The 14,106-nt window shown below is 53.9% G+C and carries 15 protein-coding genes; 11 read left to right on the top strand and 4 right to left on the bottom strand.

The window, feature by feature from the left end; all coding sequences use genetic code 11:
* Positions 1–41 precede the first annotated feature (41 nt).
* The 10 genes from MKX51_RS11890 (at position 42) to MKX51_RS11935 (ending at position 8,887) form a co-directional block, all read left to right on the top strand.
* Positions 42–479 (top strand): DUF1641 domain-containing protein, encoded by a 438-nt coding sequence (locus MKX51_RS11890; RefSeq protein WP_340941428.1) that lies wholly within the window; start codon positions 42–44, stop codon positions 477–479.
* A gap of 31 nt (positions 480–510) precedes the next feature.
* Positions 511–1,689: an NAD(P)/FAD-dependent oxidoreductase gene (locus tag MKX51_RS11895; RefSeq protein ID WP_340992504.1), complete on the top strand. Its 1,179-nt coding sequence runs from the start codon at positions 511–513 to the stop codon at positions 1,687–1,689.
* 164 nt (positions 1,690–1,853) lie between these two features.
* Complete coding sequence (locus MKX51_RS11900; protein WP_340992505.1) at positions 1,854–2,483, top strand: SGNH/GDSL hydrolase family protein; 630 nt, start codon at positions 1,854–1,856, stop codon at positions 2,481–2,483.
* A gap of 96 nt (positions 2,484–2,579) precedes the next feature.
* Positions 2,580–3,326, top strand: coding sequence for a type I methionyl aminopeptidase (gene map / locus MKX51_RS11905; protein ID WP_340941423.1), 747 nt, complete (start codon positions 2,580–2,582; stop codon positions 3,324–3,326).
* Between the two features lie 163 nt (positions 3,327–3,489).
* Positions 3,490–3,849, top strand: coding sequence for a carboxymuconolactone decarboxylase family protein (locus MKX51_RS11910; protein WP_051478342.1), 360 nt, complete (start codon positions 3,490–3,492; stop codon positions 3,847–3,849).
* Positions 3,850–3,956: 107 nt separating this feature from the next.
* The gene (locus MKX51_RS11915; RefSeq protein ID WP_036695058.1) at positions 3,957–4,379 is read left to right on the top strand and encodes an Rrf2 family transcriptional regulator; all 423 of its coding nucleotides are present in this window, start codon (positions 3,957–3,959) and stop codon (positions 4,377–4,379) included.
* A gap of 333 nt (positions 4,380–4,712) precedes the next feature.
* On the top strand, positions 4,713–4,928 hold the full coding sequence (locus MKX51_RS11920) for a hypothetical protein (RefSeq protein ID WP_340992506.1): 216 nt from the start codon (positions 4,713–4,715) through the stop codon (positions 4,926–4,928).
* The gene (locus MKX51_RS11925; RefSeq protein WP_340992507.1) at positions 4,925–5,590 is read left to right on the top strand and encodes a DUF4085 family protein; all 666 of its coding nucleotides are present in this window, start codon (positions 4,925–4,927) and stop codon (positions 5,588–5,590) included. Before MKX51_RS11920 ends, MKX51_RS11925 begins: the two co-directional genes overlap by 4 nt.
* Positions 5,591–5,809: 219 nt before the next feature.
* Positions 5,810–6,676, top strand: coding sequence for a VOC family protein (locus tag MKX51_RS11930; RefSeq protein ID WP_340992508.1), 867 nt, complete (start codon positions 5,810–5,812; stop codon positions 6,674–6,676).
* A 180-nt stretch (positions 6,677–6,856) separates the two neighbouring features.
* Positions 6,857–8,887 (top strand): Na+/H+ antiporter, encoded by a 2,031-nt coding sequence (locus MKX51_RS11935; RefSeq protein ID WP_340992509.1) that lies wholly within the window; start codon positions 6,857–6,859, stop codon positions 8,885–8,887.
* Positions 8,888–8,999: 112 nt separating this feature from the next.
* On the opposite strand, the gene MKX51_RS11940 is transcribed toward MKX51_RS11935, so the two are convergent.
* From MKX51_RS11940 to MKX51_RS11955, 4 genes are all read right to left on the bottom strand, one after another.
* Positions 9,000–9,437: a threonine/serine exporter family protein gene (locus MKX51_RS11940; RefSeq protein ID WP_340941411.1), complete on the bottom strand. Its 438-nt coding sequence runs from the start codon at positions 9,435–9,437 to the stop codon at positions 9,000–9,002.
* A 27-nt stretch (positions 9,438–9,464) separates the two neighbouring features.
* Positions 9,465–10,232, bottom strand: coding sequence for a threonine/serine exporter family protein (locus MKX51_RS11945; protein WP_081751313.1), 768 nt, complete (start codon positions 10,230–10,232; stop codon positions 9,465–9,467).
* Between the two features lie 99 nt (positions 10,233–10,331).
* Positions 10,332–10,913 (bottom strand): YitT family protein, encoded by a 582-nt coding sequence (locus MKX51_RS11950; RefSeq protein WP_076074206.1) that lies wholly within the window; start codon positions 10,911–10,913, stop codon positions 10,332–10,334.
* Positions 10,914–11,047: 134 nt separating this feature from the next.
* Positions 11,048–11,917, bottom strand: coding sequence for a helix-turn-helix transcriptional regulator (locus MKX51_RS11955; protein ID WP_340992510.1), 870 nt, complete (start codon positions 11,915–11,917; stop codon positions 11,048–11,050).
* 169 nt (positions 11,918–12,086) lie between these two features.
* On the opposite strand from MKX51_RS11955, the gene MKX51_RS11960 reads away from it, so the two are divergent.
* Positions 12,087–14,087 (top strand): glycoside hydrolase family 127 protein, encoded by a 2,001-nt coding sequence (locus MKX51_RS11960; protein WP_340992511.1) that lies wholly within the window; start codon positions 12,087–12,089, stop codon positions 14,085–14,087.
* Positions 14,088–14,106: the final 19 nt, after the last annotated feature.

Raw genomic sequence — 14,106 nt, forward strand, 5'->3', positions numbered from 1 at the left:
GTCATTAAGTAAGAATACGATTTGTAAAAGGAGACTTCGATATGTCACAAACCGTTACCCAAAATCTTCCTGAACAAGAAATACCAGAAGCAGCTCTTCCCAAAGAGGATGTGCTGAAAGAGCTCTTGAAGCCGGAGGTTCAGCAATCTCTGATGGTACTGGTCGAGCAGCTGCCGCAGATCACACAAATGGTTAGTGTATTGTCCAAATCACTAGATTTTGTGCAGTCGGTTGCCACGGATGAAGTACTTAAGAATGATACAGTCGGTGCGATTAAGGAAATGGCGGGTCCTGTGGTGGGCACTGCCAAGAATCTGGCGGCTACAGTCATTGAAGCGAAAGACCGCGCGGAAGCAAGCAGCGAAACAGTCAGCCTGTTCGGCATGATGAAGATGATCAAGGACCCGCAGGTACAGAAGGCTCTCCGGTTCATGAATGCCTATCTGCAGGTCAGCGGTGAACGTCAATCGGGCAAATAAGCCCGTAATACTTAATGATGGAGGAATTATCATGTCAAAACATATAGTGATTCTAGGTGCAGGCTACGGCGGCCTGCTTAGTGCCTTAACCGTTCGTAAATATATGAGCAAAGCGGAAGCCAAAATAACGGTGGTCAATCAGTATCCGACACATCAGATTATTACGGAATTGCACCGGCTTGCAGCGGGCAGTGCGTCTGAACAGGCGGTTGCCATGCCGCTGGCGAAGCTGTTCGCCGGTAAGGATATTGATCTGAAAATCGCCAAGGTCAATTCGTTCTCCCCGGAGAACAAGCAGGTTATTCTCTCGGACGGCGTCATGCTGACCTATGATGCTCTCGTTGTCGGTCTGGGCAGCACCACCGCATATTTTGGTATTCCGGGACTTGAAGAATACAGCATGGTGCTGAAATCAGCAGCAGATGCGCTGCGGATTCGCCGTCATATTGAAGACCGGATTCGTGACTATTCCAAAACCCGCAACGCAGCAGATGCTACGATTTTGATCGGCGGCGGCGGGCTGACTGGCGTAGAGCTTGTAGGCGAAATTTCCGATATTCTGCCTAAGCTGACGAAGCAATATGGAGTGAATCCTGCTGAAATCAAGCTTCTGCTCGTTGAAGCGGGTCCGAAGATTCTCCCCGTCCTGCCGGATCATCTGATTGAGCGCGCTACAGCCAGCCTGGAGAAGCGCGGGGTGCAGTTCCTGACGGGTCTTCCGGTTACGAAGGTATCCGACAATATGATTGATTTGAAGGATGGGCAGCAGATTGTGGCGAACACCTTCGTCTGGACCGGCGGGGTACAGGGCAATCCGCTGGTTGGCGAATCCGGTCTTGAAGTCAACCGTGGCCGGGCCACGGTGAATGAGTTCCTGCAGTCCACTTCACATCCTAATGTATTTGTAGCCGGAGACAGCGCTGTTGTCTTTGCACCGGATGGCCGTCCTTATCCGCCAACGGCACAGATCGCCTGGCAGATGGGTGAGCTGATTGGCTACAATCTGTTCGCATATCTTAATGATAAACCGCAGGAGTCCTTCAGCCCGGTCAATTCCGGCACACTCGCCAGCCTCGGACGCAAAGACGGGGTAGCCATTGTCGGCGGTAACTCCACTCCGCTGAAGGGTCTGCCGGCCACGCTGATGAAGGAAGCCAGCAACATCCGTTACCTGACTCATATCCATGGCTTGTTCAGTCTGGCCTATTAATCATTTATCCTAAGATCCCCCTGGGGCTGCCATGTGGCAACCTAAGGGGGATTTCTATTAAATAGAAGGAATAATTTTCAATGAAAACGTGTCCGCAGGAAAGCTGATTTGCTATAATGATCATGTTTACATACTACAGATGTTTTCATAGGAGGATTTCAGGCATGCCATTTGAAAAGAACGATATCATCCTGTTTCAGGGGGATAGTATCACGGATTGTGGACGCAATTACGCCGATGCTTCATCGCTTGGTGTAGGTTACGCGCTGATGGCGGGCGCCCGTCTTGGCCTTCAGTATGCGGAGAAGAATCTTACGTTCCTGAACCGCGGAATCAGCGGCAACCGGGCGGTCGATCTGCAGGAGCGCTGGGAAAGGGATTGTCTTGCGCTGAAGCCAACCTGGGTGTCTATCTATATAGGCATAAATGATACCTGGCGGTGGTATGATTCCGGGCAGGAGACTACTGCGGCTGAATTCGAGTCGTCCTACCGTGATCTGATTGAACGGACCAGGGAGCATCTGGATGCCAAGCTGGTGCTGGTGGAGCCGTTCGTATTGCCGGTGCCGGAAGACCGCAAGGGCTGGCGTCAGGATCTGGACCCCAAAATCCACGTGGTCCGTGAGCTGGCCCGTGAATACGGCGCTGTGCTGGTGCCGCTGGACGGCCTGTTCGCAGCAGCATCCGTTAAGGCTGAACCTGCCTTCTGGGCGGGGGATGGCGTGCACCCTTCGCCTGCCGGACATGCCTTAATCGCCGAGGCCTGGATGAAGGCTGTAGGTGCAATAAGCTAAGAGGTACGTTCATTTCACTCTGCGTAACAAGGCTGTTATACTTGTAGGATACATACTCAAGGTGAAGCTTTGATAACGAGAGGAATGTGAGCAGGGATGACGAGCGAGACGCTCCAGGATATGCAAGGACTGAAAGCAGCGGGTGCAGTGGTAGGCCACACCATCGCCGAGATGAAGAAAAGTGTAGTTCCCGGAATGACGACTGCGGAGCTGGATGAAGTGGGGGCGAAGATTCTGAGCCGTTTTGGCGCCAAATCTGCTCCAAAGGTAACCTACAACTTCCCCGGAACGACCTGTATCAGTGTCAATGAAGAGGTAGCCCATGGAATTCCGGGACAACGTGTAATTCAGGCCGGAGATCTGATCAATATCGATGTCTCCGCCGAGCTGAACGGTTATTTTGGCGATGCCGGGGTATCCTTTCAACTGCCGCCTTATAATGAGAAGCTGGTCCACCTCTGCCGGAGTACGGAAGAGACCATGATGAGTGTGATTAATCATCTCCGGGCGGGCATGAAGGTGAACGAGATCGGCCGGGTTATGGAGTCGGAAGCACGGAAGCGCGGCTATAAAGTCGTGCGTAACCTGTGCAGCCACGGCATCGGCAAAGCGTTGCATGAGAAGCCGTTTGAGATCCTGCCCTTCTATAATCCGCGTGTAACGACGGTGCTGAAAGAAGGACAGGTCATTACCATCGAGCCGTTTCTGTCCACAGGCGCTGATTTTGTAGAGCAGCAGCCGGATGGCTGGACACTCAGCGTGGCTGACAACAGCCGCGTGGCCCAGTTTGAGCATACGATTGTGGTCACCAAGGGCAAGCCGATTATTTTGACTAGTGCGTGAAGTTAGATAAGACGCAGCGGCCGGAAGTCCAAATGTTCACCGCAGCGACGACCCAGCTTAGAGTTTGAACCTTAAGTGCATCTTATATATAGGAATATTTAACAGTTGTAATGTATGCATTACGCAAGAAACCCTCATACTAAAGATGATGTTATGATATGGAATGCAAGAATCTGTTTCCAGAATCGGAGGGTTAATTAAAGTGGACAATGTACCGCAAGTCAGTCATGCTTTTATGACATTTATGAAGGAAGCGCCGGAGCAGCAAAAGGCCCTTGGCGAAATCGTGAAGAAGCTGGATGCCGCAAGCAGCCTGGATGCCAAAACCGAGGAGATTGCCTATATCTCCGTACTCGCTGCGGTTCGGCTGGAGAGCGGGCTGCCCTTTCATGTCAAGCATGCCAAAGCGCTCGGCGCAACCCGTGATGAGATCATCAGCGCAGTGCTGCTGCCCCTTCCGGCAGTGGGCAATGTGGTGATTCAGGCCTTGCCGGTGGCATTGCAGGCGTATGACAGTGAGTAGTGTTCTGTTGACTGCAAACTCCCAACGGGATTGACAATTGCTCTAAATGTAACTATTATAGTTGCATCTGGCGGAAGCATTCCGGCTAGTGTGAAGGAGTGATTGTTATGAACATTAGCACGCGGTTTGCGGTTGCTATTCATATTCTAACCTTAATTGACAGCAACAAAGACGGCAAAAGCACCTCCGAGTGGATTGCCGGCAGCGTGAATACGAACCCCGTAGTGATTCGCCGCCTTACGGGTATGCTGAATAAGGCAGGACTTGTGGAGGTTCGTCCCGGTGTGGCCGGAGCGAAGCTTGCCCGCAGTGCAGCTGATATTACGCTGCTGCAGATTTATAAGGCGGTGAATGCCGTGGAAGAGGACTCCCTGTTCTCTGTCCATGAGCATCCGAACCCGGAGTGTCCCGTAGGCAAGAACATTGCAGGGGCTATTGTTCCAGTGTTCTCTCTTGCTCAGAAGGCGATGGAGAATGTGCTGCAGGAGGTCACCCTGGATCAGATCGTACATCAGATTCCAGTGGCTTGAGACAGGAATCTGATGTACGTAAATTTAAGGAAACCTTCAGCCCCGTTTTATGTTTTTTTAAGGTTCGGGGAGTATAGTGAAGTTCTCCACCCCCCAGTGGAACCATTTGTGGAAGACCCCGCCGTGCCTCGGCAGGGTCTTTCTTTTTCCTGAGTGTATTCTGGCATTTTCATTAAACCTTTTTGTGTTTTTCATCTGGCCTTAAGCTTCGCTCAGTATAGTAGACACATGACCCCCTTACAATAGACTTTGGCCCTGCCGGTTACCCGGCGGGGCCGCTTTTTTGAAGAGTAGGTGCTTGGGAATAACTTTACACATACATATAAGGAGATCTTGCCCAAGAAGAACAATTATACCATCCTGGGAGCTGCTCTGATTCTGGGTCTGTGCCTGATTGCCAGCAGCTTCGTGATCGGCGATCGGATTAGAGCGGGCTACGAGATGCAACTGCCGACACCTGCCGGAGCGGAGACGGAAAGCCAAGCTGAGGACCATCCATTGATGACACTTGCAGAGGATCGCAATAGCGTGGAGGGGACGGCAGGATGAAATTTTTCACTATACCCTGGTATGAAGAAATGCAGGTTCGGGGGTTCATGGTCTTCCCGGAGACGGAGCAGGACTGGCTGGAGGATGTGGCCTGGCATGTGGCGGAAGGGATCAGCTATGAGGAGCGGGCCAAGGATTTTCTGGATTATATGAAAAAAGATCTGCTGAAATATCTTCCCGGGTACTTCCACGCTTCGATACATGACGGAACCATAAATTCCACCTATCCTGCGCCTGAGTTCAAGGAACGGGCGTTACAGTGGAGTAGGGAGTATGACGAACGGCTGCAAGCTAATTTCAGAGAATACCGCAAAGGGTATGAAGCTATTAAGGATAACCTCCCGGCCAATGCCGTACAATTAGTAGAGAATAATCTGCATGATGCCAGAGTAATCTCTTATGCCATGCCTGCAGCAGGTGTGCTGGAGATGATTCTGGACTGCGGCGGGGCGATGCATTATCAGTGTGAGATTAAGCTAACCTTCAGCGGTGTGAGCGGACTGCGCTTGCCGGAGCTGCTGGAGAAGAAGGACTGGCTGTATGACGAGATTTATGCCGTGGAGCAGGGGTTCGAGCTTCGGGTTCTGATGGATTCCCCGCCAAGTGAACTAAGAATTACTGCACAGGATGTATCAATAGAGATCCTTGGTGAATCTCAATAACGAAATGACTGCTTCGGAGTCTGGCCTGTCGGCTGGGCTTTTTTGTTGGACATGATGTGTATTGTAAAAGTAATTGACAAACATATAGAGCGCAACTATACTTAAGTAAGTTAATGTGTAACGGAAATTGAAATTGCCTTTGCATGGACATGACAGGAACAGTCAACACTAACCGTTATTATGTGGATTTGGTATATATTTATTTCAGGAGGGATTCCTATGACAGCAACAGCTATATTACCGCAGGCACTGGAAATTGGACTTGTACAGATTCGGGTAAGTCATTTGGAGCGCTCGCTCAGCTTTTATCAGAATGTGATCGGACTGAAGATCCTGCGGCGGCAAGGGCGCACGGCAGAACTGACGGCGGATGGCCAGCAGGTGCTGCTGGTTCTGCGGGAGATTGAGCAGGCTCAGGTGCTGCGCCGGAACTCGGTGGCCGGACTGTACCATTTTGCGATTCTGCTGCCGGACCGGCCTTCTCTGGGACTCGTGCTGCGCAATCTGATTGACTCCGGGATATCGGTGGGCCAGGGGGATCATCTGGTCAGTGAAGCCCTGTATATTGAGGACCCTGATCATAACGGAATCGAGCTGTACCGCGACCGGCCCCGTGACACCTGGAAGTATGAAGCAACAGGCAATGTAGCCATGACCACCGATCCGGTGGATGTGGACGGTCTGCTGGCTGCATCGGAAGGCCTGAGCTGGACCGGGCTGCCTGCCGGTACTGTAATGGGTCATGTTCACTTCCATGTGGGCGATCTGGCAGAGGCCAAGAAATTCTACGTGGATGCGCTTGGATTCGCGGTGACTGCCCATTACGGCGATGCGGCCATGTTCATTTCGGCTGGGGGTTATCATCATCATATGGGACTGAATACCTGGGCTGGCAAGGGGGCTCCGGCGGCTCCGGCGAATGCGGCGGGCATCGATTATTTTACACTGCTGCTCCCGGACATTCAGGATGTGCATGAAATCGCTGAACGTGTGAAGCGTGCCGGATACCATGTGGAAGAAGAGGGCGGTATCATCACTCTAAGGGACCCGTGGAATATAGGCATACAGCTGCTAGTGAAACGCTAAAATAACAGGGTGGACAGCATCGCGTTACTATTTACTGCTAGACCAGCGGCGGAAGCCGTGAATGATAAGGCAACGGAAGGTACGGGCGGAGATTGTAATTTCCGCTGTGCCTTCCGTTTGTTGACGTTAGCCGGGTCACTGCCATATTATAATTGATTATCAGACGGGGAGATGATGGACTTGGAGACTTTTCTGGCTGTGCTGTTGATGCTTGGATTAATCGCCGTATCGAATATATTGAACCGCTTCATTCCGTTTGTCCCGGTTCCCCTGATTCAGATCGGACTAGGAATCATTGCTGCACTCATTCCGACGGGAATACATATGCACTTCGAGCCTGAGCTGTTTTTTGTATTATTCATTGCTCCGCTGCTCTTCAATGACGGGCGGCGGACGCCGCGCGGTGAGCTGTGGAACCTTAGGGCACCGATTCTGCTGCTGGCACTGGGACTGGTATTTGTCACGGTATTTGTGGCGGGCTATGCGATTAACTGGATGATTCCCTCGATTCCGCTGGCAGCGTCCTTCGCACTCGCGGCTATTCTGTCTCCTACCGATGCGGTAGCAGTAAGCGCACTGGCTGGACGGGTTCATCTTCCCAAAAGCATCCACCGGATTCTCGAAGGAGAATCGCTGATGAACGATGCCTCCGGCCTGGTCGCCTTTAAATTTGCAATTGCAGCCATGGTTACCGGAGTGTTCTCTCTGCCTAAGGCCTCGCTTAGCTTTGTGCTGATTGCTGCAGGAGGACTGCTGCTTGGTGCAGTGCTGTCATTCCTGCTGATCCGGCTCAGCGTGTTCATCCGCAGATTCGGCATGGAGGATGTGACGATCCATGTTCTGCTGCAGATCCTTACCCCGTTCATTATATATTTGATCAGCGAGGAGATCGGGGTCTCAGGCATCCTGGCCGTTGTGGCAGGAGGTGTCATGTACGCCATTGAGAAGGACCGGGCAGTCTCTCCGCAATATAAGCTTCAACTGGTATCTGCCAGTACCTGGTCAGTACTGCTGCTGGTGCTGAACGGGCTGGTCTTCCTGATTCTCGGCGTGTCCGTTCCGGATGTGGTCGAGGTGATTTACCGGGATCAGACGCTGAACAACTTCATGGTTGCCGGCTATGTTCTGGCGATCACGGCGCTGCTGATTGTGCTGCGGTTTCTGTGGGTCTATGGTTACTCCTTATGGGAGAGCAAGCGGCTGAAGGCAGAGAAGGCTCCGCTGAAGTCACAGATTATTACCTCGATCTCAGGGGTGAGGGGAGCGGTTACCCTTGCGGGTGCCTTCTCCATTCCGCTGGTTCTCGGGGACGGGGTGACACCCTTTCCGGAGCGGGATCTCATTATTGCGCTGGCGGCAGGTGTGATTCTGATGTCGCTGGTTATCGCCAGCATCTTCCTTCCGCTGCTTGCGGACAGTGAAGAGACCGTAGTTCAGAGCACCGGAGCTGTGCACGGGAATACGGAGCTGGCGGCCAGAAATGTGGTCATTGATGCCGGGATGTCGATGCTGCGCAGCCTGGTCTCTGAGAGCCCGGAGCGCTCAACACAGCCTGTGCTGCTGGAATTCACAGATAAGGTTGACCGGCTGTGTGCTGCAAGACCGGATCATGACCCGGCCCATGAGCAGTTCCTCCGTCTGGGTGTCGAGGCACGCAAGAGTGCGCTCGAGGCCGAACGCACGGAGCTGCGGCGGATCATGGAGAACGGGGCGCTGCCGGAGCCTGTTGCCCTGAAGATGGAGGAGCTGCTGGACCATACGGAGTCTCTGCTGTGCAAACGGCTGAATACGCAGATTAAATTCTCTTTAACGGAAATTCAGCGGCTGTTCTCTGGACTGTTCTCAGGTAAGCTCAGCGGGGCAGAGGGACAGCTCGCCCTGCAGAATGCCGAAAGTGCGCGGACGGCGAAGATTGCGATGTGCCAGGCGGCAGTATCCGCCGTTAGTGCAGGAATGAGTGATGAGAACCGGCTCGCCTCACAGAAGGTCATCGACAAGTACGAACGGCTGGAATCCAGGCTGGAGCAGGGGGAAGGCTGGAGCAATGACGGCGTACTGGATGATGACAAGCTGGAGCTGAAGCTGCAGGCGATTCAGGAGCAGCGGAATACCGTGCAGGAGATGTATCAGAACGGGGCAATTAATCTTAAGATTGCCGGCAGGCTGCGGCGGTTCGTTGACCAGCTCGAAACCTCAATCTGGGAGGATTAGACCGTTAGAACGCCGGTGTTGCAATATATTTTACCTGATACAATAGACAAAGCCCGCTTGCGCAGGGACCCGGAGTCCTTGCTGCAAGCGGGCTTGTCTGTGGAATGGAGCGTTACGGTTGTTTGGGCAATTTCTTGATACGCAAAACCATCTGGCCGAGCACCTCGCTTAGCACCAGACCGGCCGCAATGGCTCCGGACAGCAGGAGCGCCTGAACCCCATACTGGATGCCGAGGTTATTATCATTCTCCACGAACCTCCGCATGGCATCATACGCAAGACCGCCCGGCACAAGCGGGATGATGCCGCCGACACTGAAGATAATGACGGGCATCTTGAAGGAACGCGCAAAAAACTGGCTGATCAGTCCGACCACAACGGTAGCACCAAAGGTTGCGACGACAGTATCGGAACTGTAATCCAGCAGCAGGTACAGCATCCAGCCGATCATTCCGGCGAAGCCGCATTGCAGCAGCGCGCGCACCGGTGCATTGAATAGAATGCAGAAGGTTGAGGCAGCGATGAAACTGGTGATCAATTGCAAAATCATGGCAGGAAGACCTCTTTCAAGTGGGTGTTAAAAAATGGACAGGACCAGCCCGATGCCGGTCCCGATGGCGAACGCAGTCAGAAAGGCGTCGGCCCCTTTGGAGATGCCGGATACCAGATGCCCGGCCATCAGGTCACGGACCGCATTGGTGATGAGCAGCCCCGGTACGAGCGGCATTACACAGCCGATGATAATCTTGTCCATCTCCCGTCCCACGCCGAGCTTGACGGAGAAGAAGGCCAGCAGGCCGATAATGAAGGAAGCAATGAATTCCGCGAAGAAGCGAAACTGCACCAGGCGGTGAAGATAAGTGGCCGCTGCGAAGCCTGTACCGGAGATCAGCAGCGACGGCAGAGCATCCTGCAGGCTGCCCTTGAACATGACCGTGAAGCAGGCTCCGGTCAAGGCTGCCGCTGCGATCTGTACCCATACCGGGTAAGCATGGGCGGCGTCATCGACCACGCCGAGACGCTCACGCGCTTCGGCGGCTGTCAGCTGGCGTTCGGTCAGCCGCCGGGAGATGTCATTGACCTCAGATACCTTTTGCAGGTCTGTCGTCCGTTCAGCGATCCGGAACAGCTTCACCGGCTCGGTCCGGCTGGTGGTGAACATAATGACCGTCGGCGTGACATAGCTATGCGCACCGGGGAAGCCGAGTGCCGCCGCCATCCGGCTCATGGTATCCTCCACACGGTAGGTCTCTGCACCGCTCTGCAGCATGATCTTGCCTGCCAGCAGGCAAAGATCGACAATGTCGTGTATGGAAGTGTTGCTATTCGTGCTTGTACTATCCAACTTCGCTAATCCTCCCCGGGAATGTTATCTATTCGATTGTCGCCTGAAAGTCTGAAAATTTCAACCTTTATTCCATAGCATCCGGCAAATTCCGGGTTTTTACTCTTCCAGTGTGCATAATCCCGTAGCCACACCTCCTGAAACAATCGTCAGAATCGAATGGAAAAAGGTCTCCTTGGAGATGAGAATACCGCCAGCTCCGATGATCAGGAAGTCCGTCAGGAAGATGATCAGGCCGACATTCAGCGGAAGGTAGCGTTGGATGAATCTGGCGAGGAGGTCGGTCCCGCCTGTACTGGCTTTGAACCGCAGCATCAGCCCGAGTCCGGTGCCCATCAGGAAGCCGCCGATAATGGCGCTTGAGATGGAGCCCAGCTCAATGTAGTACAGGAAGTAATACTGGAGCGGAAAGAGCAGCTCGATCAGCAGGGAGGAAGCCAGCAGACCGAGAATGCTGTTGTAGAAGATCTCCCGTTGCCGGAACCAGGCCAGCAGGAAGATAGGCAGACTGCATAGCATAATGCAGAGTCCGATTTTGGCACCGGAGATATAATTAATAATGAGGGCAATGCCGATAATTCCTCCATCGAGGATTTTATAGGGGACCAGGAAGAAGTTCGTTCCAGTTGCAATCAGCAGGCTGGCCAGCAGAATAATAACATAGCTTGGGAAGGATCGCATAGTCAACATCTCCGGAATTGAGGCATGTCTTAATCTTTATGCGCCCATCTGGAAAAAAATAGCTAAAAAATCTGCGCTGTCCGAATCAATTGACCATGAACCTTGTCCCGGTTTCCGCTCTAGTGCATTCATGCTCAGCGGGAATATCGCTTGCGGAAGCGCAGCGGAGAGATTCCGACCTTGCGGCTGAAACGCCGGGAGAAGTAAGCCGCACTCTCGAAGCCGGTGCGCTCTGCGATTCCTCCGACCGGGATCTCTGTCTTAAGCAGCAGCAGCTTGGCCTGCTCCAGCCGGTAATCGGTCAGGTACTCCATGGGCGTAAGCCCGTAGACACGCTTCATGCAGCGGGCCAGGTAGTTGTAGTGAAAATGCAGGGCGTCCGCCAGTGAGGTGTTCGTGACCTCTTCCGCATAATGATTCCGCAGATAGGCCTCCGTCAGCTCGGCAATCTCATCCGCCTGGCTTCCGGCCGTATCCTGCCGGGCCAGATCCATCGTCCGCAGCATCTCCTCGAAGATGCGCTGCTGCTGCCATACAGCACTTGAGCGCCTGCCCTGGTTCAGCTGCAGCAGCTGTCCGGCCTGTCCGCTTCGGGCGAAGGGGGCGGGAAGCGGTCCGAACTGGGGAATACGGATGGTATAGGGATGGGTAAGGAACTGCCGGAAATGTTCCTCCCGGTCTGCATACACCGGCTCCCCCGCAGATTCCGTCCACTCTCCTACCGTGTGAAAATGAACCCAGGTAAAGATCGTCTCAGCCTCACACGGCCGGACAGAATAATGGTAGCGGTCAGGCAGCAGCAGGGTATGCCCGGCGCCTACCGCCCATTCTGTATGCTCCTCTCCAAGGTACAGACATCCCTGCTCCACGATAATCAGATCGAATTTGCCCATACAGCTGCGGTTCGGATGCTGGTCTCCGGGCAAATATACGGTTCGGCCACACTCCAGGAAGTAAGGGAAGGGCGGCGCAGCGAGATGAATATAGGAAGGATTAAATGTCATTAGCGTCTCCTTAACATAGGCTTATTTTCTGGTCCAGCTTCGCTAAAAGTTAGATAGAAGTTGTGTGAAATAGTACAAAAACAGAGTTGCTTATGATTCTGTTTTTGTTCCATTGTACCGTCTATAATGGCAATTAGCGAGGAAGATATGCTGAGGAGGAGATACAATAATGAGCGAATTTGCAGGTACAGAGATCGGTACAACCGTTCAACCAGAGCAACCGGATCAACCGGGTTATCCAGAGCTGTCAGGCCAGAGAGCATCCGTTCAGGATGAGTTCTGGGAACGGTACATCCGGCTGGTGCAGGATACGGTTATTCCTTATCAATATGAGGCGCTGCATGATCGGGTGGCAGGGGCTGAACCGAGCCATGCTATTGCCAATTTTGAAATCGCTGCCGGAAGAAGAGAGGGCAAGTTCGGGGGCATGGTCTTCCAGGACAGCGATGTTGCCAAGTGGCTGGAGGCGGTGGGGTATTCACTCCGCATCCGGCGTGACCCGGAATTGGAGCGCCAGGCGGACGAAGTGATCGATCTGGTGGGTGAAGCGCAGCAGGCTGACGGATACCTGAATACTTATTTCACCGTCAAGGAGCCGGGGAAGCGCTGGACGAATCTCCAGGACTGCCACGAGCTGTATTGCGCCGGTCATTTCATCGAAGCGGCGGTGGCTTATTATGAAGCGACCGGCAAGGACAAGCTGCTGAATGTTATGCGCCGGATGGCCGACCATATCGACTCCGTGTTCGGGCCGGAGGAAGGGAAGCTGAAGGGCTATGACGGTCATCAGGAGATTGAACTGGCACTGGTGAAGCTGCACCGGCTGACAGGGGAAGAGAAGTATCTGAAGCTCAGCCTGTTCTTCATTGACCAGCGCGGGCAGGAGCCGAACTTCCTGCGCCGGGAGTGGGAGAACCGGGACCGGGTCTCGCATTGGTCGGGCCGGACAGATCACCTGGACACAGCCTATAATCAAGCCCATATTCCGGTCCGTGAGCAGACGGTGGCCGTAGGCCACTCCGTCCGCGCCGTCTATATGTATACGGCCATGGCCGATCTGGCCCGGCTGACCGGAGATGAAGCACTGCGCGAAGCCTGCGTGCGCCTGTGGAACAATATGACGGAGAGGCAGATGTATATCACCGGCGGAATTGGGTCCACGCATCACGGCGAAGCGTTCACCTTTGATTATGATCTGCCTAACGATACGGTCTATGCGGAGACCTGCGCTTCGATCGGGCTGATCTTTTTTGCCAGACGAATGCTGGAATTGGCTCCCGAAGCCCGCTATGCCGATGTGATGGAACGGGCGCTCTATAATAATGTGCTCGGCTCGATGGCGCAGGACGGCAAGCATTATTTCTACGTCAATCCGCTGGAGGTCTGGCCACAGGCCTGCACCTGCAATCCCGGCAAACAGCATGTGAAGGCGCAGCGCCAGGGCTGGTTCGGCTGTGCCTGCTGCCCGCCGAATGTGGCGCGTCTGCTGGCCTCATTGAACCAGTATATTTACACTGTACACAGCGATACACTCTATACGAACCTGTATATCGGAAGTGAGCTTAAGACCACTCTGGGAGGAACAGAGGTGAAGGTCACTCAGTCCAGTAAGCTTCCATGGGAGGGTACGGTCACGCTGAAGGTTGATCCGGCGGAGGCCGTAGAGTTCGCTATCGCCCTGCGTATTCCATCGTGGAGTGCTGCGGGGAAGATCCGGGTGAATGGGGAGCCGGTTCCTGTTGCTGAAGTTGTGGAGCGGGGCTACGCGGTGATCCGCAGGGAGTGGCAGGCCGGTGACACTGTCGAGCTGATTCTTCCGATGGAAGCGCACCGCCTATATGCTCATCCGAATCTGCGGGAGAATGCCGGGAAGACGGTGATCCAGCGCGGGCCGCTGGTCTATTGTCTGGAAACTGCGGATAACGGCGAGCCGCTAAGCTCAATATCTCTAAGCAAGGAGGGCAGGTTCACGGAAGCTTACGATGAAGAGCTGCTTGGCGGAGCGGTAGTAATCCGGGCGGCGGGCTACAGGGTGGAGGAGCAGAGCTGGAGCGGCGGACTCTACGGCAGCACCAGGACGGCGGTACAGCCGGTGGAAGTAACGGCAATTCCGTATTATCTGTGGGGCAACCGCGGCAGCGGAGAGATGAAGGTGTGGATACCGGAGTAATCCCGGCGGCCGCCTGTCC

The organism is Paenibacillus sp. FSL M7-0420, from assembly GCF_038002345.1.
Taxonomy (GTDB): Bacteria; Bacillota; Bacilli; order Paenibacillales; family Paenibacillaceae; genus Paenibacillus_AQ.

Bases quoted from the DNA above. Each gene is read 5' to 3' on its own strand.
- MKX51_RS11930 (WP_340992508.1), top strand. From the start codon at position 5,810: ATGACAGCAACAGCTATATTACCGCAGGCACTGGAAATTGGACTTGTA.
- MKX51_RS11890 (WP_340941428.1), top strand. From the start codon at position 42: ATGTCACAAACCGTTACCCAAAATCTTCCTGAACAAGAAATACCAGAA.
- MKX51_RS11960 (WP_340992511.1), top strand. From the start codon at position 12,087: ATGAGCGAATTTGCAGGTACAGAGATCGGTACAACCGTTCAACCAGAG.
- MKX51_RS11915 (WP_036695058.1), top strand. From the start codon at position 3,957: ATGAACATTAGCACGCGGTTTGCGGTTGCTATTCATATTCTAACCTTA.
- map (WP_340941423.1), top strand. From the start codon at position 2,580: ATGACGAGCGAGACGCTCCAGGATATGCAAGGACTGAAAGCAGCGGGT.
- MKX51_RS11925 (WP_340992507.1), top strand. From the start codon at position 4,925: ATGAAATTTTTCACTATACCCTGGTATGAAGAAATGCAGGTTCGGGGG.
- MKX51_RS11955 (WP_340992510.1), bottom strand. From the start codon at position 11,917: ATGACATTTAATCCTTCCTATATTCATCTCGCTGCGCCGCCCTTCCCT.
- MKX51_RS11940 (WP_340941411.1), bottom strand. From the start codon at position 9,437: ATGATTTTGCAATTGATCACCAGTTTCATCGCTGCCTCAACCTTCTGC.
- MKX51_RS11950 (WP_076074206.1), bottom strand. From the start codon at position 10,913: ATGCGATCCTTCCCAAGCTATGTTATTATTCTGCTGGCCAGCCTGCTG.
- MKX51_RS11895 (WP_340992504.1), top strand. From the start codon at position 511: ATGTCAAAACATATAGTGATTCTAGGTGCAGGCTACGGCGGCCTGCTT.
- MKX51_RS11900 (WP_340992505.1), top strand. From the start codon at position 1,854: ATGCCATTTGAAAAGAACGATATCATCCTGTTTCAGGGGGATAGTATC.
- MKX51_RS11910 (WP_051478342.1), top strand. From the start codon at position 3,490: ATGCAAGAATCTGTTTCCAGAATCGGAGGGTTAATTAAAGTGGACAAT.